20 protein-coding genes are annotated in these 20,733 nt (G+C 57.6%); 14 read left to right on the plus strand and 6 right to left on the minus strand.

Annotated elements, in window-relative coordinates:
- Positions 1-14 precede the first annotated feature (14 nt).
- From rpsI to IOD40_RS07155, 3 genes are all read right to left on the minus strand, one after another.
- Complete coding sequence (gene rpsI, locus IOD40_RS07145; RefSeq protein ID WP_198475787.1) at positions 15-494, minus strand: 30S ribosomal protein S9; 480 nt, start codon at positions 492-494, stop codon at positions 15-17.
- A complete protein-coding gene (gene rplM / locus IOD40_RS07150) occupies positions 494-958 on the minus strand; it encodes a 50S ribosomal protein L13 (RefSeq protein ID WP_198475788.1) in 465 nt (154 codons plus the stop codon). The genes rpsI and rplM overlap by 1 nt, the downstream gene beginning before the upstream one ends.
- A 240-nt stretch (positions 959-1,198) precedes the next feature.
- A complete protein-coding gene (locus IOD40_RS07155; protein WP_198475789.1) occupies positions 1,199-1,636 on the minus strand; it encodes a PaaI family thioesterase in 438 nt (145 codons plus the stop codon).
- A 117-nt stretch (positions 1,637-1,753) separates the two neighbouring features.
- Between IOD40_RS07155 and IOD40_RS07160 the strand changes: the two genes are divergently transcribed.
- From IOD40_RS07160 to IOD40_RS07205, 10 genes are all read left to right on the plus strand, one after another.
- Positions 1,754-2,563, plus strand: a complete 810-nt coding sequence (locus IOD40_RS07160; protein ID WP_198475790.1) for an enoyl-CoA hydratase — start codon at positions 1,754-1,756, stop codon at positions 2,561-2,563.
- Positions 2,564-2,568: 5 nt separating this feature from the next.
- A complete protein-coding gene (locus IOD40_RS07165; protein ID WP_198475791.1) occupies positions 2,569-3,090 on the plus strand; it encodes a CoA-binding protein in 522 nt (173 codons plus the stop codon).
- Between the two features lie 140 nt (positions 3,091-3,230).
- Entirely contained in the window at positions 3,231-4,514 is a 1,284-nt protein-coding gene (locus tag IOD40_RS07170) for an O-acetylhomoserine aminocarboxypropyltransferase (protein ID WP_198475792.1), read from the plus strand.
- A 3-nt stretch (positions 4,515-4,517) separates the two neighbouring features.
- Positions 4,518-4,868: a cupin domain-containing protein gene (locus tag IOD40_RS07175; RefSeq protein ID WP_198475793.1), complete on the plus strand. Its 351-nt coding sequence runs from the start codon at positions 4,518-4,520 to the stop codon at positions 4,866-4,868.
- A gap of 29 nt (positions 4,869-4,897) precedes the next feature.
- The gene (locus tag IOD40_RS07180; protein WP_198475794.1) at positions 4,898-6,001 is read left to right on the plus strand and encodes an NAD(P)/FAD-dependent oxidoreductase; all 1,104 of its coding nucleotides are present in this window, start codon (positions 4,898-4,900) and stop codon (positions 5,999-6,001) included.
- Positions 6,002-6,146: 145 nt separating this feature from the next.
- Entirely contained in the window at positions 6,147-6,785 is a 639-nt protein-coding gene (locus IOD40_RS07185; protein WP_198475795.1) for an ATP-dependent Clp protease proteolytic subunit, read from the plus strand.
- Positions 6,786-7,075: 290 nt separating this feature from the next.
- Positions 7,076-8,347 (plus strand): ATP-dependent Clp protease ATP-binding subunit ClpX, encoded by a 1,272-nt coding sequence (clpX, locus tag IOD40_RS07190; RefSeq protein WP_198475796.1) that lies wholly within the window; start codon positions 7,076-7,078, stop codon positions 8,345-8,347.
- Positions 8,348-8,564: 217 nt separating this feature from the next.
- The gene (gene lon, locus IOD40_RS07195; protein WP_198475797.1) at positions 8,565-10,973 is read left to right on the plus strand and encodes an endopeptidase La; all 2,409 of its coding nucleotides are present in this window, start codon (positions 8,565-8,567) and stop codon (positions 10,971-10,973) included.
- A gap of 191 nt (positions 10,974-11,164) precedes the next feature.
- The gene (locus tag IOD40_RS07200; protein WP_198475799.1) at positions 11,165-11,437 is read left to right on the plus strand and encodes an HU family DNA-binding protein; all 273 of its coding nucleotides are present in this window, start codon (positions 11,165-11,167) and stop codon (positions 11,435-11,437) included.
- 226 nt (positions 11,438-11,663) lie between these two features.
- Positions 11,664-12,356, plus strand: coding sequence for a PopZ family protein (locus IOD40_RS07205; protein ID WP_198475801.1), 693 nt, complete (start codon positions 11,664-11,666; stop codon positions 12,354-12,356).
- A gap of 25 nt (positions 12,357-12,381) precedes the next feature.
- Here the strand turns inward: IOD40_RS07205 and IOD40_RS07210 are convergent, their stop codons facing one another.
- Complete coding sequence (locus IOD40_RS07210; protein ID WP_198475803.1) at positions 12,382-12,783, minus strand: hypothetical protein; 402 nt, start codon at positions 12,781-12,783, stop codon at positions 12,382-12,384.
- 233 nt (positions 12,784-13,016) lie between these two features.
- Here IOD40_RS07210 and IOD40_RS07215 point away from each other — a divergent pair, with 233 nt between their 5' ends.
- The 3 genes from IOD40_RS07215 to IOD40_RS07225 all read left to right on the plus strand — a co-directional run bounded on the left by IOD40_RS07215 (position 13,017) and on the right by IOD40_RS07225 (position 18,251).
- The gene (locus IOD40_RS07215) at positions 13,017-15,788 is read left to right on the plus strand and encodes a valine--tRNA ligase (protein ID WP_198475805.1); all 2,772 of its coding nucleotides are present in this window, start codon (positions 13,017-13,019) and stop codon (positions 15,786-15,788) included.
- Between the two features lie 134 nt (positions 15,789-15,922).
- Positions 15,923-17,104: an outer membrane protein transport protein gene (locus tag IOD40_RS07220; RefSeq protein ID WP_198475807.1), complete on the plus strand. Its 1,182-nt coding sequence runs from the start codon at positions 15,923-15,925 to the stop codon at positions 17,102-17,104.
- A gap of 337 nt (positions 17,105-17,441) precedes the next feature.
- A complete protein-coding gene (locus tag IOD40_RS07225) occupies positions 17,442-18,251 on the plus strand; it encodes a tetratricopeptide repeat protein (protein ID WP_198475809.1) in 810 nt (269 codons plus the stop codon).
- Positions 18,252-18,267: 16 nt separating this feature from the next.
- Here the strand turns inward: IOD40_RS07225 and xth are convergent, their stop codons facing one another.
- Positions 18,268-19,056 carry an exodeoxyribonuclease III gene (gene xth, locus IOD40_RS07230; RefSeq protein ID WP_198475811.1) on the minus strand — a complete coding sequence of 263 codons (789 nt, stop codon included), beginning with the start codon at positions 19,054-19,056 and terminating at the stop codon, positions 18,268-18,270.
- A 6-nt stretch (positions 19,057-19,062) separates the two neighbouring features.
- Positions 19,063-19,413, minus strand: a complete 351-nt coding sequence (erpA, locus tag IOD40_RS07235) for an iron-sulfur cluster insertion protein ErpA (RefSeq protein ID WP_198475813.1) — start codon at positions 19,411-19,413, stop codon at positions 19,063-19,065.
- Between the two features lie 84 nt (positions 19,414-19,497).
- Here erpA and IOD40_RS07240 point away from each other — a divergent pair, with 84 nt between their 5' ends.
- Positions 19,498-20,712, plus strand: a complete 1,215-nt coding sequence (locus IOD40_RS07240) for a deoxyguanosinetriphosphate triphosphohydrolase (RefSeq protein ID WP_407649110.1) — start codon at positions 19,498-19,500, stop codon at positions 20,710-20,712.
- Positions 20,713-20,733 lie beyond the last annotated feature (21 nt).

Consider the following 20,733-nt stretch of genomic DNA (forward strand, 5'->3'; position numbering starts at 1 on the left):
CAATCCAGGCGCGATTAGCGCTTGGAGAACTGGAACGAACGACGAGCCTTGGCACGACCGTACTTCTTACGCTCGACGGTACGGCTGTCGCGGGTCAGGAAGCCACCCTTCTTGAGGACGGCGCGGAGCGCCGGCTCATAATGGGTGAGTGCCTTCGAGATGCCGTGACGAATTGCGCCAGCCTGGCCGGAGAGACCGCCACCAACAACAGTCGCGACGATGTCGAACTGACCATCACGGTTCGACGCAACGATCGGCTGCTGCAGGATCATCTGCAGGACCGGACGCGCGAAGTACTTGTCGTACTCCTTGTCGTTGATGATGATCTTGCCGGTGCCCGGCTTGACCCAGACGCGAGCAATTGCGTCCTTACGCTTGCCAGTTGCGTATGCACGGCCCTGTGCGTCCAGCTTCTGGACGTAAACCGGAGCCTCTGGCTGCGCAGCAGCGCCAGCAACCTGGCCGAGTTCTGCGAGAGAAGAAAGGTCAGCCATTATGCGGCCCTCTTGTTCTTGCCGTTGAGTGCGCCGATGTCCAGCGTCTCCGGCTGCTGTGCCTCATGCGGGTGCTCTGCACCAGCGTAAACGCGCAGGTTCTTCATCTGACGACGGCCGAGCGGGCCGCGCGGGATCATGCGCTCGATTGCCTTCTCGATGACGCGCTCCGGGAAGCGGCCTTCGAGGATCTGGCGAGCCGTGCGCTCCTTGATGCCGCCCGGGTGGCCGGTGTGCCAGTAGTACATCTTGTCGGTGTACTTCTTGCCGGTCAGCACGACCTTGTCAGCGTTGACGATGATGACATTGTCACCGTCATCGACGTGCGGGGTGAAGGTAGCTTTGTGCTTGCCACGAAGACGATTGGCGACAATGGTTGCCAGACGACCGAGGACGATGCCCTCAGCGTCAATAAGCACCCACTTCTTCACCACGTCCGCAGGCTTCTGCGAAAAGGTAGCCATGGTTTCTGCTTTCGTTGGTCCTTTACCACCCGAAGGCGGGAAGGCGTTTCTTGTTGCTTTTGTTGTTGAAGAACTTGTTCTTCTTACAACACGGGAAGCGTCCACCTTTTCAGGCTTCAGTATCCATGGCGGCTTATAGAAGGCAGCGAATAAGGCGTCAACAAGGGTTGTGCAATAGAAGTAAAAAAATAACCAATAAAAACAACTAGATAGGCGTGGGGTATTATTTTACCACAGCAATCAGCGCTTTGGTGGGATCGAATAGGTGCCTGTTGCGTGGGCGACGACCTGCTGGTCAGGTCCCGCGATCATTTCGATGTCGAAGACCATAAGGCTGCGGCCAAGCTTCAGAATCCGGCATTTTCCATCGATCGGTCCAGCCTCTGCCTTACGCATGAAATTGATGCTGATGTTGGTCGTTACTGACAGCGCATCGCGGCCAGCATGGCTTAAGACACAAACATAACCGCCGATATCCGCGAGGGCAAACAGGGCGGGGCCTGACACGGTGCCGCCAGGGCGAATGTGCCGATCCGTTGCGTTCAGGCGAACAATGCAGCCACCGGGAAACACCTCCGTCGCAACGTAATCTTCGGAGCCGTTATTGAGCTGCGGAAAAATCTCGTTCAGGAACAAATTGATCTCGTCGGCGCTCATCACCGGCGTCAGCGCGTTCATCTCAAAAAACCTCCCACTCAGTTCTTGCCGCTGAATGTTGCCGTTTCGAAGCTTTCCTTCAAGGCGCTGCGTGGTACTTTCGGCGCGCTGATACGAACATGCGCGGCGGAGACTAGGATGACTGATAAGACCGACAATGCGGCTGGCCCGCTCATTATCGAACGCGTCGAGACGACGCTGCGCCTGACGCTCGCCAACCCACCCGCCAATGCGCTTTCAATGGCGATGATCTCGGAGCTCCAGAGCGCGCTGGACAAGGCGGCCAATGACCGGACTGTACGTGTTGTCGTGATTGCTGCTGCTGGGAAGGTCTTCTGTGCCGGGCATGACCTTAAGGAAATGACTGCGCACCGCGCCGATGCTGATGGCGGAAAGACGTTTTTTGAAGATATCATGAAAGCTTGCGCCAAACTAATGCAGTCGATCGTCAAGCTGCCAAAGCCGGTCATCGCGGAAATCGGCGGCATCGCGTCTGCAGCTGGTTGCCAGCTTGTCGCCAGTTGCGATCTGGCAATTTCGACTGATAAGGCGACGTTCGCTACGCCTGGGGTTAACATAGGCCTGTTCTGCTCGACCCCCATGGTCGCGCTCTCGCGCAATATTTCGCACAAGCACGCAATGGAAATGCTGCTCACCGGTGAGCAGATCGATGCGTCGTCTGCCCGTGAATACGGCCTCATCAACCGCGTTGTGCCGGAAGAGTATCTCACTCACGTCGTGATGAAATACGCCGAATCCATCGCGTCGAAATCGCCGCTGACGATCAAGATCGGCAAAGAGGCATTCTATCGGCAGGCCGAAATGAACCTGACCGACGCCTATGACTACGCGTCAAACGTCATGGTCGAGAACATGATGACCGGTGACGCCAACGAAGGCATCTGCGCTTTCGTCGAAAAGCGCGCGCCCGAGTGGAAGGGCGAGTAACGCATATGAAGCACGACGCGTACGACAATTCCTACATCGCAGACATTTTGAGCTCGGTGAAGACCGTCGCCATTGTCGGCGCGTCGGCCAATGACGTGCGGCCGTCGTTTTTCGTTGCAAAGTATCTGATCGACAAGGGTTACAAGGTTTTCCCGATCAATCCGGGACATGCAGGCAAAGAGATCCTCGGACAAATGACCTATCCGCACCTAGCCGACGTGCCACAGCCAATCGACATGGTCGATGTATTTCGCGCTTCGGCGGCGGTGCCGGGAATCGTTGAGGAAGTATTGGCACTTGATCCTCTGCCCAAGGTCATTTGGATGCAATTGACCGTTCGCCATGATCAGGCAGCCGCCAAGGCAGAGGCCGCAGGCATCAAGGTGGTGATGGATCGTTGCCCGAAGATCGAGTACGCGCGTCTTGCTGGGGAGATCGGCTGGAACGGAGTAAACAGCCGGGTGATCTCATCCAAAAAGCCGGTTTTGAAAGGCGGCTTCCAAAGCTTTGGATTGCGAAGCCGCTGACCGGAAGAATTTTCTAACCCACGCTCGTTTTTACGAACGCGGAATGGTTCCGTAGGTGCATTGAGGAAAAATCCTCTTTGCGTTTACGCACTGCCTTTGCGATCAATGCCGTAACGACAATTTTCCCCTGGAGGAGCCAAATGTCACAGCGCACGCCCGGATTTAACACGCTTGCCATTCACGCCGGTGCTCAGCCCGACCCCGCTACAGGAGCGCGGGCAACGCCGATCTACCAGACGACCTCGTTCGTATTCGACGACGTCGATCATGCGGCTTCACTGTTCGGCTTGAAGGCCTTCGGCAATATCTACACCCGTATCATGAACCCGACGCAGGCCGTGCTAGAAGAGCGTGTCGCAGCGCTTGAGGGTGGCACTGCTGCGGTGGCGACTTCGTCGGGCCATGGCGCTCAGCTGCTCGTCTTCCACACGATCATGAAGCCGGGCGATAATTTCGTTGCTGCACGCAAACTTTATGGCGGCTCGATCAACCAGTTTGGTCACGCATTCAAGAACTTTGGCTGGGAAGTGCGCTGGGCCGATCCTGAAGACCTCGCATCCTTTGAAAGCCAGATCGATGAGCGCACCCGCGCGATCTTCATTGAAAGCCTTGCTAATCCCGGCGGCACCTTCGTCGACATCGCCAAGATTTCCGAAGTTGCCCGCAAGCATGGGCTCCCGCTCATTGTCGACAACACGATGGCGAGCCCATACCTCGTTCGTCCGATCGAGCACGGAGCCGACATTGTCGTCCACTCGCTGACCAAGTTCATCGGTGGTCATGGTAACTCCATGGGCGGCATTATCGTCGATGGCGGTACTTTCGACTGGTCGAAGTCGGGCAACTATCCGATGCTCTCGGAACCGCGCCCGGAATATGCCGGCATGGTTCTTCACGAGACTTTTGGCAATTTCGCATTCGCTATCGCCTGCCGCGTGCTCGGTCTTCGCGATTTTGGGCCCACCATCTCGCCGTTCAACGCCTTCCTGATTGCTACCGGGCTTGAGACGCTGCCGTTGCGGATGCAGCGTCACTGCGACAACGCTCTCAAGGTGGCTGAGTGGCTGAAGACCCATCCGAAGATCGAGTGGGTTTCCTATCCAGGCCTCGCAGAAGATCCGAACAACGCACTGCAGAAGAAGTACTCGCCGAATGGTGCGGGTGCGGTATTCACGTTCGGGCTCAAAGGCGGCTTTGAAGCGGGTGTGAAGGTGGTTGAAGGGGTGGAGTTGTTCTCACACCTGGCAAATATCGGTGACACCAAGTCACTGATCATTCATCCAGCTTCCACGACGCACCGCCAGCTGACCGATGAGCAGAAGGTTGCTGCAGGTGCTGGTCCCGATGTAATCCGAATCTCGGTTGGCATCGAGGATGTGGCTGATATCATTGGAGACTTGGAGCAAGCTCTGGCAAAGGCATAAGCCATGTACGCTAGTCACTTTGCAGCACTTTCAATTGCTGGAATTGACGTGGAAGAGGGGGCTCCGGCCCCCGACCGCGTTATTTCAGGCACGCCAACCTTCCGGACATGGAACGTCGAAGAGGCGGAGGGGGGCATCTACGCTGGCATCTGGGAATCGACGCCCGGGAAGTGGCGCATCTCCTACGACGAGTGGGAGTTCTGTCACATCTTGTCTGGCGTCTCGATCATCACGGAAGATGGTGGTGAAGCGAGGTCAGTAAGGGCTGGCGATTCTTTCGTCATCCGGCCAGGCTTCAGGGGGACCTGGGAAGTTGTCGAGACGACGCGCAAGGAATATGTGATCCGCGCGTAACAGCCGGGCATCTGCCTGCGGGAGGGGCGATGAGAACGACTGTCGTAGGCGCAGGTATAGCCGGATTGGCAACCGCCTGGGCGCTGACCCGCCGAGGGCACCAGGTGACGCTCATCGAGCAGGGCACCATTCCCAACACTCTGTCCGCTTCGGGTGATCATCACCGAATTATTCGCCGTGCGTATCCAGCCGATTCCGGCTACGGCGACGCTATCTCCGAGGCATACTCGGCCTGGAACGAGTTGTGGCGGGATCTTGATCGCAGTCACTACGACCCGCGCGGCTTCATGTGCATCTCACGCGAGCTGGGGGATGAAGCCGAAATTTACCTCGCCGGTATGGATGCGGGCGGTTGGCAGTATGACCTCCTCCAGCCCGACGCCGCATGCGAGCGATGGCCCTTTCTCGATCGCGGTTCGTTCAGATACGCTTTTCAATCTGATGACGGTGGAGCGCTCCATTGCCGACGCATTGCAAGCGACCTGGCGGCCTGGCTGCGCGAACATGGCTGCGTCATCCTTGAGCAGCGCCGCGTAGATGCCGTCGATTGCGATGCGGGGCGATGCCACCTGGCCGACGGTGCCACCATTGCAGCGGACCAAGTCGTTATCACGGCGGGGGCCTGGGTTGCCAAGCTCTTCCCGGACCTATCCCAGCGTCTGGCTGTTCATAGAACTGGTGTGGTTTATCTCGACCCTCCCACCGATCTGGTGGAGGCCTGGAGCAGGGCTCCCGTCATCCTCGATGTTGGCGGAGCGACCGATGGCTACATCATACCACCTTCAGGCCAAGGCGGCTTGAAGTTTGGTGCTGGTGCTCATCGCTACGAAAATGCTGATCCCGATCGAGCCCGGGAGCCGTATGAGGGTGAGGGATGGGATATCCTCAACCTATTTGCACCTCCTATTGCGCGGATATCTGAATACGAGATCACGCACACGGCCACCTGTGTCTACACTTTTACCTCCGACGAAAGGTTCTTCATGGAGAGGCGGGGCAATTGCGTCATTGTGTCCGCCTGCTCTGGCCACGGCTACAAGTTTGGGGCTGCCGTCGGGCAACATGTCGCGGCCGCGCTGGAGAATGGTGATTTTGCGCGTCTCGAGCGCTGGCTCCTCGGCGACCGCCCCTGACGGTCAAAGACAGATCAGAGACATTCTGGCGTTGCAGGCGGCCTTCTAAACTCTTGCACTTGCATGAGTGGGCATCCTATGTAGCGACTGACATAAGTTGGATTCCGGCCTTCGCGCCCAGTACAATCTCCTGGAAGGACTATCGATGCGGGACCCCGTCGAACACTACATGAACCTCGTGCCGATGGTGGTCGAGCAGACCAATCGTGGCGAACGCGCATACGACATCTTCTCGCGCCTCCTGAAGGAGCGCATCATCTTCATTACGGGTCCGATCGAGGACGGCATGGCGTCGCTCGTTTGCGCGCAGTTGCTCTTCCTCGAGGCTGAAAACCCGAAGAAGGAAATCAACATGTACATCAATTCGCCGGGTGGCGTCGTCACCTCTGGCCTGGCGATGTACGACACGATGCAGTTCATCAAGCCGCCGGTGTCGACGCTCTGCGTTGGTCAGGCCATGTCGGCTGGTTCGCTCCTGCTGTGCGCTGGCGCGGAAGGCATGCGCTTCGCGACCCCTAACGCGTCGATCATGGTCCACCAGCCATCCGGTGGATACCAGGGGCAGGCGACCGACATTCTTATTCACGCCCAGTGGACCGAAGCGCTCAAGCGCCGGCTCAATGAAATTTACGTGAAGCACACTGGTCAGGATTACGAGACGATCCATAACGCTTTGGAGCGTGACCGCTTCATGACTGCCGAGCAGGCCAAGGAATTCGGCCTGGTCGATCAAATCATCGAATCGCGCGAGGCTGTTGAAGCCGCGAGCGCTTCTGCTGAGTAATACGTATGGACGATGGCGCGTAAGCCGAATTTCGGTCTTCCGCGCCATTTACGTCACAATTTGCTGTTCCCTCGGGACAGGTGGCGACCTACGTTAAGTCTCTGTTGAGTTTAAACGGCGTAGCTTTCCTGCTTGGAACGCTGGCGTTCGTTGCTATACATTCCTATGGGATGGCTATGGCAGCTACGGCGGGACATGGGCATTGGCAGGGGCATGTTCCCGCCATTATGTTAGACCTGAAAGGCCACGCTTGTTGCGGGCCCCGGTAAGGCCGAAAGGACTTGGACAACATGAGCAAGGTCAGCAACGGTGGCGGCGATTCCAAGAACACGCTGTACTGCTCGTTCTGCGGCAAGAGCCAGCACGAGGTTCGCAAGCTGATCGCTGGCCCGACAGTGTTCATCTGCGATGAATGCGTTGAGCTTTGCATGGACATCATCCGCGAGGAAAATAAAACCTCGATGGTGAAGTCGCGCGAGGGTGTGCCCACCCCGCAGGAAATTCTTGGCGTTCTGGACGACTATGTGATCGGACAGCCTTATGCCAAGCGTGTGCTGTCGGTGGCGGTTCATAACCACTACAAGCGCCTCGCGCACGCCTCGAAGAACCAGGACGTCGAGCTGGCGAAGTCGAATATCTTGCTGATTGGCCCGACGGGCTGTGGCAAGACGTTGCTTGCGCAAACGCTGGCGCGCATCATCGACGTGCCATTCACCATGGCCGACGCGACGACATTGACCGAAGCCGGTTACGTTGGTGAAGACGTCGAGAACATCATCCTGAAGCTGCTTCAGTCTGCCGATTACAATGTCGAACGTGCGCAGCGCGGCATCGTCTACATCGACGAAATCGACAAGATTTCCCGCAAGTCGGACAATCCGTCGATAACACGCGATGTGTCGGGCGAGGGCGTCCAGCAGGCGCTGCTGAAGATCATGGAAGGCACCGTTGCTTCGGTTCCGCCGCAGGGCGGCCGCAAGCACCCGCAGCAGGAGTTCCTGCAGGTGGATACGGCCAACATCCTCTTCATTTGCGGTGGCGCATTTGCTGGCCTTGACCGCATCATTTCCGATCGTGGCCGCAAGACTTCGATCGGCTTCGGTGCGACCGTGGAATCGCCAGAAGATCGCCGTACGGGAGAGCTTTTCCGTCAGGTCGAGCCTGAGGATCTTTTGAAGTTTGGTCTCATTCCGGAGTTTGTCGGTCGTCTGCCGGTTCTCGCGACGCTCGAGGATCTTGATGAGGCTGCACTGATCCAGATTCTGACGGAACCGAAGAACGCCCTGGTCAAGCAGTACCAGCGCCTGTTCGAGATGGAAAATGTTGAGCTGACGTTCCACGACAGCGCGCTCTCTGCCATCGCGAAGAAGGCGATTGAGCGGAAGACAGGTGCTCGTGGTCTGCGTTCGATCATGGAATCGATCTTGCTCGACACGATGTTCGAACTTCCGGCGCTGGAAGGCGTGCAGGAAGTGGTGATCTCGGATGAGGTCGTCTCCGGAAACGCCCGCCCTCTCTATATTTACGCTGAGAAGGAAAAGGGCAGCGCAGCAAGCGCCTGACGGTTTCCAGTTCCAAAGCTTGGCGGCGCCTCCGGGCGCCGCAATCGTTTTGGCGTAGGACTTGATCTTCGGACGGTGCAACGCCAACTAAGCGTTCGAGATGATCGTTGAGTTCTTCCGTGCTGCAGCCTCTCAGAGGTAGGCGGAACGATTTACGGTCGCTAATATCGAGAATCGCGGCTGGCCATTTGGCGGCCGCGACATGAAAGGTTGGATTATGACCACATCTCCGAGGTCTGCTGGCGAAGGCACCTATGCGGTCCTGCCGCTGCGTGACATCGTCGTATTCCCGCACATGATTGTGCCGCTCTTTGTTGGGCGCGAAAAGTCGATCCGCGCACTCGAAGAAGTTATGGGTGCTGACAAGCAGATCCTGCTCGCAACCCAGATGAACGCCGCGGACGACGATCCGGCTGGCGATGCGATTTATGATGTCGGCACGCTGGCAAATGTTCTTCAGCTTCTGAAGCTGCCTGACGGAACCGTTAAGGTTCTCGTTGAAGGCACCGCTCGTGCGAAGATCGGAAAGTTCATCGATCGCGAAGAGTTTCACGAGGCTGAAGCCGCCGTACTCCTCGAGCCTGAGGAAGACGAGGTCGAAGTAGAGGCGCTTGCTCGCTCGGTTGTGGCCGACTTCGAGAACTACGTGAAGCTGAACAAGAAGATCTCGCCAGAGGTCGTTGGCGCAGCCAGCCAGATCGATGATTATTCGAAGCTGGCGGATACTGTTGCCTCGCATCTGGCGATTAAGATCACTGAGAAGCAGGAAATTCTTGGCACTCTGTCGATCAAGGACCGGCTGGAGAAGGCCATGGGGTTCATGGAGTCCGAGATCTCCGTGCTCCAGGTGGAAAAGCGCATCCGCTCGCGCGTCAAGCGCCAGATGGAGAAGACTCAGCGCGAGTACTACCTCAACGAGCAGATGAAGGCGATCCAGAAGGAACTCGGCGAAGGCGAAGATGGCCGCGACGAGGCTTCGGAGATCGAGGAACGCATCAAGAAGACCAGGCTCTCAAAGGAAGCGCGCGAGAAGGCAGATGCCGAGCTCAAGAAGCTGCGGGCGATGTCGCCTATGTCAGCCGAAGCGACGGTCGTTCGCAATTACCTTGACTGGCTGCTGTCCATTCCATGGCAGAAGCCGTCCAAGGTGAAGAAGGATCTGGCCTTTGCAGAAGAGGTCCTCGATGGGGATCACTTCGGTCTCGACAAGGTCAAGGAGCGGATCGTTGAGTATCTGGCGGTTCAAAGCCGACAGAAGAAGCTCAAGGGACCCATCCTGTGCCTCGTTGGACCTCCCGGTGTTGGCAAGACCTCGCTCGCACGCTCGATCGCCAAGGCGACCGGCCGTGAGTATGTTCGCATGGCCCTTGGTGGCGTTCGCGACGAAGCAGAAATCCGCGGTCACCGCCGCACTTACATCGGCTCGATGCCTGGCAAGGTCATCCAGTCGATGAAGAAGGCGAAGAAGTCGAACCCACTGTTCCTGCTCGACGAGATCGACAAGCTGGGTCAGGACTACCGGGGCGATCCGTCGTCGGCTCTGCTCGAGGTTTTGGATCCTGAACAGAATTCAACCTTCATGGATCACTACCTGGAGGTCGAATACGATCTGTCGAGCGTGATGTTCGTTACGACGGCGAATACGATGAACATCCCCGGTCCGTTGCTTGATCGGATGGAGATCATCCGTATTGCTGGTTACACCGAAGACGAGAAGGTCGAAATCGCCAAGCGGCACCTGCTTCCGAAGGCAATCCGCGATCACGCGCTGCAGCCGAACGAGTTTGAGCTCACGGACGGCGCGCTGCGACTGGTCGTTCAGCAGTATACTCGCGAAGCAGGCGTTCGTAGTCTTGAACGTGAGCTGATGAAGCTGGGCCGCAAGGCTGTGACGGAAATTCTGCGCAAGAAGGTCAAGACGGTGAAGATCACCGAGGAAAACCTTTCCGATTATCTCGGTGTGCAGCGCTACCGTCATGGTGAGATCGACGGTGAGGATCAGGTCGGTGTCGTCACCGGTCTGGCTTGGACCGAGGTCGGTGGAGAGCTGCTCACGATCGAAGGCGTCATGATGCCCGGCAAGGGCAAGATGACGGTGACGGGCAATCTTCGGGACGTGATGAAGGAGTCGATTTCCGCTGCTGCATCGTATGTTCGTTCGCGTGCGATCGACTTCGGCATCCAGCCTCCGCTGTTCGACAAGCGCGACATCCACGTGCACGTGCCGGAAGGTGCGACGCCGAAGGACGGTCCGTCGGCCGGTACTGCGATGGCAACGGCGATCGTGTCGGTGCTGACCGGTATCCCGGTTCGCAAGGATGTGGCCATGACGGGCGAAATCACTCTACGTGGTCGCGTTCTCCCGATCGGCGGCCTCAAGGAGAAGCTGCTTGCAGCTCTTCGTGGCGGCATCAAGAAGGTGCTGATCCCGGAAGAAAACGCCAAGGATCTGGTGGACATTCCGGAGAATGTGAAGAGCGGTCTCGAGATTGTTCCGGTCAGCCGGGTGGGAGAAGTGCTCCAGCACGCTCTCACACGGATGCCCGAGCCGATCGAGTGGGTGGAGCCCGTGGAGCCCGCCGCAGCCAAGCCGGGCGACGTTTCGGCAACGCCTCTAGCGCACTAACGTTGCGTGAGCACGTTTAATGACAAGGAAGCCGGGTTTTTGACCCGGCTTTTTTGCTCGAAACCGCAGAAATCCGGTAAAAAGCGGCTCTGCGCACGCTTTCTCGCTTGGTGTCTTCAAGTTCATTTTCTAATGTTTGCATCCTGCCGGTTGAGTCAGTCACCGGTCTTTCACAGGGAAGGGAATTCTCCATGAATAAGAATGAACTCGTATCCGCAGTCGCGGACGCCGCCAAGCTCTCCAAGGCTGACGCCCAGGCCGCTGTCGATGCGGTTTTTTCGGTCATCACCAACCAACTGAAAAGCGGTGGCGATGTTCGTCTGATCGGCTTCGGAAACTTCTCGGTTTCCAAGCGCGAAGCAACGACCGGCCGCAACCCGCAGACTGGTGCTGAAGTGAAGATCCCGGCCCGAAACGTGCCGAAGTTCTCGGCTGGCAAGGGTCTTAAGGACGCCGTCAACTAAGCGGTACCGGTGACAGGCGGGGGAAAGTTGAAAAGTCGGGCGCAAGTCCGGCTTTTTCTTTTGCCCTTGCTCCTATTCGCTTTGCGGCTGGGTGTCCTTAGCTGTGTGAAACCAGTCTAATGCCGGTCAAAGGATTCACAGTTCGGTAACCGTAGTTTAGCCTTGAGCATGATTCGGTGATCCGGCGTCGGCCGGATGGGGTGGCACCACAGCGGCGGACCTGACAATGGCACAGACTGGCAGCGCGCAACGCGAACCTTCAATGGAAGAAATCCTGGCGTCTATTCGCAGGATCATCGAGGACAGTGACAGTGTGAGGCAACCTCTTGAAGAGGCTACGGCCGAGCTTCGTGTCATCAGCCAGCCGATGGCAGATGCGGACGTGCGCGCTGCTTCGGCGGACATCGAGGCGTTTCGCGAGGAGTTTGAAGAGCACGCCGACGACCCTGCATCGGCAGTTGAGACGATCCAGCCGACGACCCAAGCAATGGTTGATCAGCCAATCCCTGAAGCCGAGGAGGTGGCTTCGGTGGCAAACGTGTCAGCGTCACAAGAGGATGTGCAGCAGGTTACAGCGCCGGCTGACGGTTTCGTTCAGGTGGCCCGAGACGATTCGAAGGTAGCGGACGTCGAAGCCACCACAGTCGAGACCGCTCCGCAGACGGTGGCCGAAGGGGAGATGGACGAAAAAATTGAGGCGAGGCCAGCTTTGATATCCGGCGCAACGGAGCGCCAAGTAGCTGCTGCTTTTGGAGAACTGTCGGAAGCGTTTGCGGCTAGTCGTCGCCGTTCGTTCGACGAAATGGCGGAAGAGATGCTTCGGCCTATGCTTCAGGACTGGCTCGACAACAACCTTCCGACCTTGGTTGAAAAGCTGGTTCGGGAAGAAATCGAGCGTGTTGCTCGCGGTGGCCAATAGCCACCAGCGAGCATTTCGCGGACAACTAGAATTTCTGGCAGTCGCCGTACATGATGTGAAGCGTATCGCTGCTTCCAGCGATGTAGCCGTAAGCGAGAGCGCGTACGAAACGCAGTGACGCTTTGTCGAACGTCATGAAGTAGAACTCTTCAACGCATTGAAGAAGGTTCGGCTTTCCGTGCCACGGGGCCTCGCACTTATATACTTCTTCACGCCCATCCACACGCAGCGTCAGCCTGGAGCCGTTCTCAATTGCGGTAAACTTCTCGTCGTGGAATGACGTTCGTTCAAACCGGTTCTTGTCTTTATTCAGCATGAATCCGGTGTTGTCATACGATGCGCACGCGTAGGCTGCGCTTTCAGCAAAAGCGGAGGATGTGCTAAGCGCGACCATGAGGGCTGCAACGCAGCCGCCAAAACGTTTCATAGACGTAGTCTTTCAGTGATTACCGATGATCCGCGTTTGATAGGCGATGAAATCGCCCAGGCAAACGGCAGTGAGGCCGGTTCGGTGGATGATCAACAGGTGTTGTGGCAGGCGACGAAGGCCTCGTAAACACTACGAAAAACGCTACTTATGAGAGTAAGGGGGCATCAGGTTGACTCAGATGCTCCCATCCGGTTTACACCGGGCTGAATCCGCAACAGCTGGAGCTTCCCATGCTCGACAAGACATACGACGCGAAGACCGTCGAACCCATCATCGCGAAAGCTTGGGAGGACGCAGACGCGTTCGCAGCCGGAGCTGGCGCAGAACCTGGCGCAGATCCGTTCGCAATTGTCATCCCGCCGCCGAACGTCACGGGTTCACTGCATATGGGCCATGCGCTCAACAACACGCTTCAGGACATTATGGTCCGTTTCGAGCGTATGCGTGGCAAGAACGTCTTGTGGCAGCCAGGTATGGACCATGCCGGTATCGCGACGCAGATGGTCGTCGAGCGCAAGCTGGCAGCTGAAGGTATTCGCCGCCGCGACCTTACGCGCGAAGAGTTCATCGACAAGATCTGGGAATGGAAAGCCGAATCCGGCGGCATGATCTTCAACCAGCTGAAGCGGCTTGGTGCGTCATGTGACTGGTCTCGCGAACGCTTCACCATGGATGAGGGGTTGTCCGAGGCTGTTTTGGAAGTCTTTGTCACGCTTTACCAGCAAGGTCTGATCTACAAGGACAAGCGGCTGGTCAATTGGGACCCGAAGCTGCTGACTGCGATCTCCGATCTCGAGGTTGAGCAGATTGAGCTTGACGGAAGTCTCTGGCACTTCCGCTACCCGGTCGAAGGCAAAACCTACGATCCAGAGGACGCGTCGACATACATCACCGTTGCGACGACGCGACCGGAGACGATGCTGGGCGACACGGGCGTTGCCGTGCATCCGGAAGACGAGCGCTACACGGCCCTCGTTGGCAAGAACGTGATCCTGCCGCTTGTCGGCCGCCGTATTTGCGTCGTGGCAGACGACTATTCGGATCCCGAGAAGGGCACCGGCGCGGTTAAGATCACGCCCGCACATGATTTCAATGACTTTGAAGTCGGCAAGCGCAACGATCTGCGCATGATCAACATCCTCAACACGGATGCGACGACCAACATTGTCGACAACGAGGATTTCATTGAAGGCATCGAGCCGACGCCGGAGCAAGCCGCAGTTTGGCAGCAACTCCATGGCCTCGATCGCTTCGAAGCGCGCAAGCTGATCGTTCAATTGATGGAAGAAGGCGGTTATCTCGCCAAGATCGAACCGCACCGCCATATGGTCCCACATGGCGACCGTGGCGGCGTGCCGATCGAGCCGTTCCTGACCGATCAGTGGTATGTCGATGCGGCGACGCTCGCCAAGCCGGCCATTGCCTCCGTTCGTGAAGGCCGCACAAACTTCGTCCCGAAAAACTGGGAAAAGACCTATTTCGATTGGATGGAGAACATCCAGCCGTGGTGCATTTCACGCCAGCTGTGGTGGGGCCATCAGATCCCGGCGTGGTACGGCCCGGACGGCAAGGTCTTCGTCGCAAAGAGCGAACAGGAGGCTCTGGACCAGGCGGTAGAGTACTATCTGGCGGTCGACACACCCTGGCGCGACTGGGTTAAGGACCAGCTCGAAAATTACGAGCCGGGCAAGATACTGACGCGCGACGAAGACGTCCTCGATACCTGGTTCTCGTCGGCGCTATGGCCATTCTCGACGCTCGGCTGGCCGCACCAGACCAAGGAGCTCGAGACCTATTACCAGACCGATGTTCTGGTCACCGGTTTTGACATCATCTTCTTCTGGGTCGCCCGAATGATGATGATGGGGCTTCACTTCATGAAGGAGGAGCCGTTCCACACCGTCTATGTTCACGCGCTGGTTCGCGACAAGACCGGTGCCAAGATGTCGAAGTCTAAGGGCAACGTCATCGACCCGTTGGAGCTGATCGATGAGTATGGCGCTGACGCGCTTCGTTTCACGCTCGCCATCATGGCGGCGCAGGGCCGTGACGTGAAGCTCGATCCGGCACGCGTCGCAGGCTACCGCAACTTCGGCACCAAGCTGTGGAACGCGACCCGTTTTGCGGAGATGAATGAGGTCAAGCGCGACCCTTCGTTCAAGCCGGAAGATGCAAAGCTCACCCTCAACCGCTGGGTGTTAACCGAGCTCGGTCGCGCTACGGCCGCAATTACCGACGGCATCACGTCATATCGCTTCAACGATGCGGCCGCGTCGGCCTATCGCTTCGTCTGGAATCTCGTCTGCGACTGGTATGTCGAGTTGCTCAAGCCTGTCTTCATGGGCGACGATGAGGCTGCAAAGGCGGAAAGCCGCGCCTGCATGGCGTACGTGCTTGACGAGATCTACAAGCTTCTGCACCCGATGATGCCGTTCATGACGGAAGAGCTGTGGAAGCAGACGGCAGATCGCAACACTCTGCTTTGTCAGGCCGCCTGGCCGACCCCGGACTTCGAAGATGCTGCGGCTGCGGCTGAAATCAACTGGCTGATCGAACTGGTGACGGGTATCCGCTCGGTCCGTTCAGAAATGAACGTTCCACCGTCAGCAACAGCTCCGCTGGTGCTTGTCGGTGCAAATGAGCAGAGCCGTGAGCGTGCTGCACGGCACCACGCAGCAATCCGGCGTCTTGCGCGTGTCTCGGAGATCGATTTCGCTGATGGGGGCCCGAAGGGCGCTGCTCAGATCGTGATCGGCGAGGCAACCGCGTGCCTGCCGCTCGGCGACTTGATCGATCTTAAGGCCGAGGAAGCGCGTCTTACGAAGGAGCTTTCGAAGAACGCTGACGAGATTGGCCGGATCGAAAAGAAGCTCGGTAATCCGAACTTTGTTTCCAAAGCTGCGCCGGAAGTGGTTGAGGCGGAGCGAGAAAAGCTCACAACTCTTCAAGAAGGTCGCGCCAAGCTTGAGACCGCAATAGCCCGGGTGCGCGACGCCTCCTGAGACCCGGAACAACTGTGGGATTGAAGAAACGCTCCGTCGGTGATGGGGCGTTTTCTTATTGGCAACTTCCGCGCGATACCGCTTGTTAACCATAATTATGCTTCGTTTAGGCTTCCCGCTGCCGAGAGAAGACCATGGTAGAAGTTCGCGCAAAGAATATTTTGGCATTGCTGGCGGCGTTGGGTTTCTCAACCGCGGCGGAAGCGGGTGGGTTCGCCCGTGGCACTGCCGACACGGACATCCTGTATGAGGCTGGCACATTCGCTGCTCGGGCTGGCGCCACCGTGATCGTTCCAAATCGGAAGTTCGATACAAATTCGAATCCAGCGCTGATTGGGGTAAATCCCTTTCAAAGCTACGTCGTGCCGTCCGCTGCCGTTAAGTATCAACTAGTTCCTAATTTTAGCTGTGCCGGAACATACACGCATGGCTTTGGCGCTGCGGGCGACTGGCGCGGCGGTGGCGGAACGGTCACCGGAAAACTCACTGAGGAATTTCTGGTTCATGAGTTCGGTCTGACGTGCGGCGCAAACATCGAGTTAGGCAACGGCAAGCTGTGGCTGCTCGGTGGTGCGTTTGTCGACCACTTCGATTATGAACGGACCGGGGTGGTACGTGGAGCGCTACTCCCGGCGCTTAACGGTTTGCCGACCCTGCTGGAGCTTGATGGGACCGATGTCGGCTACCGTATCGGCGTAGCCTACGAGATGCCAGAGATCGCCCTTCGCACTCAACTGATGTACCGCTCAGGCACTTCTTTTGGAGCTACCGGCAATTTGACGGCACCGATGGCGGCTCTTGGTTTAGGCCTCAGCGGTTCTCCAGCGACTGTCGGCACTATAGGTGTCGGCCGGTTGCCCCAGAGCGTGGAATTTAAGGCGCAAACTGGTATCGCACCGGGCTGGCTCGGATTTGGTTCGATCAAATGGACCGATTGGAGCGCAGTGGAGACGCTCGATGTGTTCGGACCCACGGGTGCGATCGTCAGTCGTAATGAATATTACTGGAGAGACGGTTGGACCGTCGCCGGTGGGATTGGCCACGCTTTCACCGACCGCATTTCGGGTTCGCTGTCGGTTCAGTGGGACCGCGGTGTGTCTACCGGCTATGACCTGATGGGCGACACTTACACGGTTGCAGCCGGTGGCTCGTTCAAGGACGATTGGGGCGGGGAGTTCCGCATGGGGCTTGGGCTCAGCTATTTGAGCTCATCTCAGGAGACCGCTTACCCGACCGCTTACTACCCCGCAGGAAATGCTTCCGTCGATTCTGGATGGGCAGTCAGCTTCGGCGGCAGCTACAAGCTCACCTGGTAGTCTAAAAACGTCCGCTACCAATTACGCCCGTGCCTGTCGCGGGCGTATTTGTTTGTGTGGCGGTTGTGCAACATGAAGCACGAGACACGATCGTCCAGCCTCTCAATGCCCTGAAATGCCCACATCCCGCCATAAACCCGGCGCACCTCAAGGCTCTATTATGAAAGGTGCCGTAAGAGCGCTATAACGGAAGGCGTCGCGTCACCTGCGACAAGGATGATGATGGAAGAACGGAAAAGGTCCAGCTTGTCGGTGCGGACGTTTGAAGTGCCAACGAGCAAGGATTCGGCTCCGGCTTCTGCCATTCGGGTGGCAAGGACGTGGGAAACGGGGCGTCATGCGTGTAGGTGAGTTTTTCAGAATAGGCTTGCTGTCTGTAGCAACCTGCGGGGCCTGCAGTCTGTGGTCCGCAAACGCCTTTGCTCTCGACCAGTCGGTCATTGGAGCACCGGAGGAAAAGCGCAGTCCATGGGCCGTTTTCCGGCTTGGCTTTACCGCTTACAAGAGTGGGCATAAGGAACAGGCAGTCGAAGCGTATAGATATGCGGCCGAGAATGGGCAGCTAGGTGCCCGTTGGAAGCTGGCTCGGATGTATGCCGAAGGGGACGGCGTCACGCGCAACGATTACGAAGCCTACAAATTCTTCCAGGAAATCGCCGCACAGGACGTTGATCCCGGCTCCCCGGATGGCAGTTACGTAGCAGACGCTCTCGTCGCACTTGGACGATATACCCTTCGCGGTATTCCTGACAGTCCGGTTCAGCCAAATCCTGCAGTAGCGCAGGATTATTACATGCGCGCCGCCGCCACCTATCGGAATCCCGATGCTCAGTTCGAGGTCGGGAACATGCTCCTCAACGGGGAAGGGGGCTTCAAGGCGAACATCCAGCAGGCAGGCCGCTGGTTCCAGCTGGCCGCCCAAAAGGGCCATGCGGGCGCTCAGGCCACGCTTGGAAACCTCCTCTTCCAGAGCGGGAAGGTGGTCCGTGGCCTCGCGCTGATGACCGCTGCTCTTGAACGTGCGCGCCCCGGCGACAAGCAGTGGATACGCGGCATGCAGGAAGAAGCATTTGCGCTAGCAGATGAAGCGGACCGTCGGACCGCGATTGCCCTTGCCCAAGATATGCTTGTTCAGGGCTCTAACTAGCCGATTTTAAAAGCGGTCAGTCTATCCTGAGTTCGGCAATGGCCGGAACGTGATCTGATGGCTTCTCCCAGGCGCGAACGTGCTTTTCGACGCTGGTCGACGACAGCAGATTCGCGGCCTCCGGAGAGAGAAGAAGATGGTCAATCCGGATGCCATTGTTCTTCTGCCAGGCACCGGCCTGATAATCCCAGAACGTGTAGATGCCGTCTTCATCAGTCGTCGTGCGGATCGCATCGATGAAGCCGAGGTTGCAGAGACGGCGCAATGCCTGACGGCTCTCAGGTTGAAAGAGCGCGTCATTGTACCACTGGTCGATGTTCCTGGCGTCGCCGGCTTCCGGGATCACGTTGTAGTCTCCCGCTAGCACGAGCGGTTCCTCGAGCGCCAATCGTTCATCCGCCCAGCGTTCCAGGCGGTCCATCCACCGGAGCTTGTAGCCGAACTTTCGGTCTTCGCTGATTGGATTTCCGTTAGGAAGATAAAGCGACACCACCCGAAGGACCCCTTTCGGGGTCGAAAACACGCCTTCGATAAAGCGTGCCTGTTCGTCTTCGTCGTCGCCTGGAAGACCGCGATTTACCTCATCGAAGCGCAGCTTCGAAAGGATCGCAACTCCATTGAACCCTTTTTGGCCGTGCGTTTCGACGTGATAGCCGAGCGCTTCAATCTCCATCCGAGGAAATGCGTCGTCAACGCTTTTGATCTCTTGGAGGCAGGCGATATCCGGCTTGCTCTCCTCAAGCCAGGCCAGCAAAGTGTCGATGCGTGCCTTGACGCCGTTGATATTCCAAGTTGCGATTTTCATGAAGATTCAGATCGAGAAAGAGGTGCCGCAGCCGCAGGACGCTACTGCATTTGGGTTTTTGATCTGGAAAGACTGACCGATCAGATCGTCCACGAAATCGACGACAGCACCCCCCATGTAAACGAGGGACAGATCATCGATCAGCACCGTGGCGCCATTTTTTTCAATGGCAACGTCATCGTCATTGCGGGTGTCGGTGAGGTCCATCTTGTAGGAGAACCCTGAACAGCCTCCACCTTCGACGGTAATGCGCAATGCAATCTTGCCAGGCTCCGTCGCGAGAATTTTCTTGATACGATCAGCCGCAGCGTCGGTCATTTCGACGCTCTTCATGCCGGACTTTGCATCGACGCCCATAACCATCACCTTGCGTTCGCATTTGCACAATAGGTATGAACAGCCAACAGCCAAGTCAACAAGCGGTGGGATCACGTGATCGGAATATCAGGAACCCTCGACGGGATTGGCTTCGGTTATCGTCCCCGTGCACCGTACGCGTGCGACCCCGAGAAATCGCGAGGTCGTCTTTATCACGAAGGCGAAAGTCGGACCCGCACTCCGTTCCAGCGCGACCGGGACCGGATCATCCACTCCACGGCGTTTCGGCGTCTCAAGCACAAGACGCAGGTCTTCATTGCTCATGAGGGCGACCATTATCGCACACGCCTGACACACTCGATCGAGGTGGCTCAGATTGCCCGCGCATTGGCGCGTGCGCTGAGGGTGGATGAGGATTTGGCCGAGGCGATCGCGCTGGTCCACGACTTTGGACATACGCCGTTCGGGCATACTGGTGAAGACGCGCTTGATGCGATGATGAAGCCTTGGGGCGGGTTTGATCACAACGCCCAGTCACTGCGAATCGTTACAAGGATCGAACGTCGCTACGCGGAATTTGACGGGCTGAACCTGTGCTGGGAGACGCTTGAGGGCCTGGTCAAGCATAACGGCCCCCTTGCGACCGATGACGGTCGCGCGCTGAAGGGCGAGCTTCCGATGACGATCGTAAACTTCAACGAGCTGTTTGATCTGGAGCTGTCAAAATTTGCCTCCGTCGAGGCGCAGGCGGCAGCGCTGGCGGACGATATTGCATACGACGCGCATGACATTGACGATGGCCTGAGATCGGGCTTGCTCACGCTCTCCATGCTGGAGGAGACGCCGCTTCCCGCCCAGATCCTCTCTGAAGTCAGAGCCAAATATCCGTCTCTCGATGCGGTTCGTACTGGCCATGAGCTGATGCGGCGGCAAATCACCAGGATGGTTGAAGACGCGATCGGAACGTCCAACGCGCGCCTCGCAGAACTCAAGCCAGAAAGTGTGGCCGATATTCATAATGCGGCGAAACAGGTCGTCTCTTTCTCCGAGGATATGGGAACTGCGGAAAAAGAGTTGAAACGTTTCATGTACGCAAAGCTCTATCGTCACCCCGATGTCATGGAAGCGCGAAGAGGTGCGGACCGCATCGTACGCGACCTGTTTCAGCATTATTTTTCCAACCCCCGAGATATGCCGGAGGGCTGGCGGGAAGGGCTGGACAGTGCTGAAGAGCGCATCAAGGCACGCGATGTCGGTGATTTTATTGCGGGGATGACGGACACCTACGCCATCCGCGAGCATAAGCGTCTGTTTGACCATACACCCGAATTAGGTTAGGCGAAGCGCGAATTTCCGGGC

Source organism: Aquamicrobium zhengzhouense (assembly GCF_016124105.1).
Classification (GTDB): domain Bacteria; phylum Pseudomonadota; class Alphaproteobacteria; order Rhizobiales; family Rhizobiaceae; genus Aerobium; species Aerobium zhengzhouense.

Coding starts and splice junctions, on each gene's coding strand:
- rpsI (WP_198475787.1), bottom strand. CDS start 494: ATGGCTGACCTTTCTTCTCTCGCAGAACTCGGCCAGGTTGCTGGCGCT.
- rplM (WP_198475788.1), bottom strand. CDS start 958: ATGGCTACCTTTTCGCAGAAGCCTGCGGACGTGGTGAAGAAGTGGGTG.
- IOD40_RS07155 (WP_198475789.1), bottom strand. CDS start 1,636: ATGAACGCGCTGACGCCGGTGATGAGCGCCGACGAGATCAATTTGTTC.
- IOD40_RS07160 (WP_198475790.1), top strand. CDS start 1,754: ATGACTGATAAGACCGACAATGCGGCTGGCCCGCTCATTATCGAACGC.
- IOD40_RS07165 (WP_198475791.1), top strand. CDS start 2,569: ATGAAGCACGACGCGTACGACAATTCCTACATCGCAGACATTTTGAGC.
- IOD40_RS07170 (WP_198475792.1), top strand. CDS start 3,231: ATGTCACAGCGCACGCCCGGATTTAACACGCTTGCCATTCACGCCGGT.
- IOD40_RS07175 (WP_198475793.1), top strand. CDS start 4,518: ATGTACGCTAGTCACTTTGCAGCACTTTCAATTGCTGGAATTGACGTG.
- IOD40_RS07180 (WP_198475794.1), top strand. CDS start 4,898: ATGAGAACGACTGTCGTAGGCGCAGGTATAGCCGGATTGGCAACCGCC.
- IOD40_RS07185 (WP_198475795.1), top strand. CDS start 6,147: ATGCGGGACCCCGTCGAACACTACATGAACCTCGTGCCGATGGTGGTC.
- clpX (WP_198475796.1), top strand. CDS start 7,076: ATGAGCAAGGTCAGCAACGGTGGCGGCGATTCCAAGAACACGCTGTAC.
- lon (WP_198475797.1), top strand. CDS start 8,565: ATGACCACATCTCCGAGGTCTGCTGGCGAAGGCACCTATGCGGTCCTG.
- IOD40_RS07200 (WP_198475799.1), top strand. CDS start 11,165: ATGAATAAGAATGAACTCGTATCCGCAGTCGCGGACGCCGCCAAGCTC.
- IOD40_RS07205 (WP_198475801.1), top strand. CDS start 11,664: ATGGCACAGACTGGCAGCGCGCAACGCGAACCTTCAATGGAAGAAATC.
- IOD40_RS07210 (WP_198475803.1), bottom strand. CDS start 12,783: ATGAAACGTTTTGGCGGCTGCGTTGCAGCCCTCATGGTCGCGCTTAGC.
- IOD40_RS07215 (WP_198475805.1), top strand. CDS start 13,017: ATGCTCGACAAGACATACGACGCGAAGACCGTCGAACCCATCATCGCG.
- IOD40_RS07220 (WP_198475807.1), top strand. CDS start 15,923: ATGGTAGAAGTTCGCGCAAAGAATATTTTGGCATTGCTGGCGGCGTTG.
- IOD40_RS07225 (WP_198475809.1), top strand. CDS start 17,442: ATGCGTGTAGGTGAGTTTTTCAGAATAGGCTTGCTGTCTGTAGCAACC.
- xth (WP_198475811.1), bottom strand. CDS start 19,056: ATGAAAATCGCAACTTGGAATATCAACGGCGTCAAGGCACGCATCGAC.
- erpA (WP_198475813.1), bottom strand. CDS start 19,413: ATGGGCGTCGATGCAAAGTCCGGCATGAAGAGCGTCGAAATGACCGAC.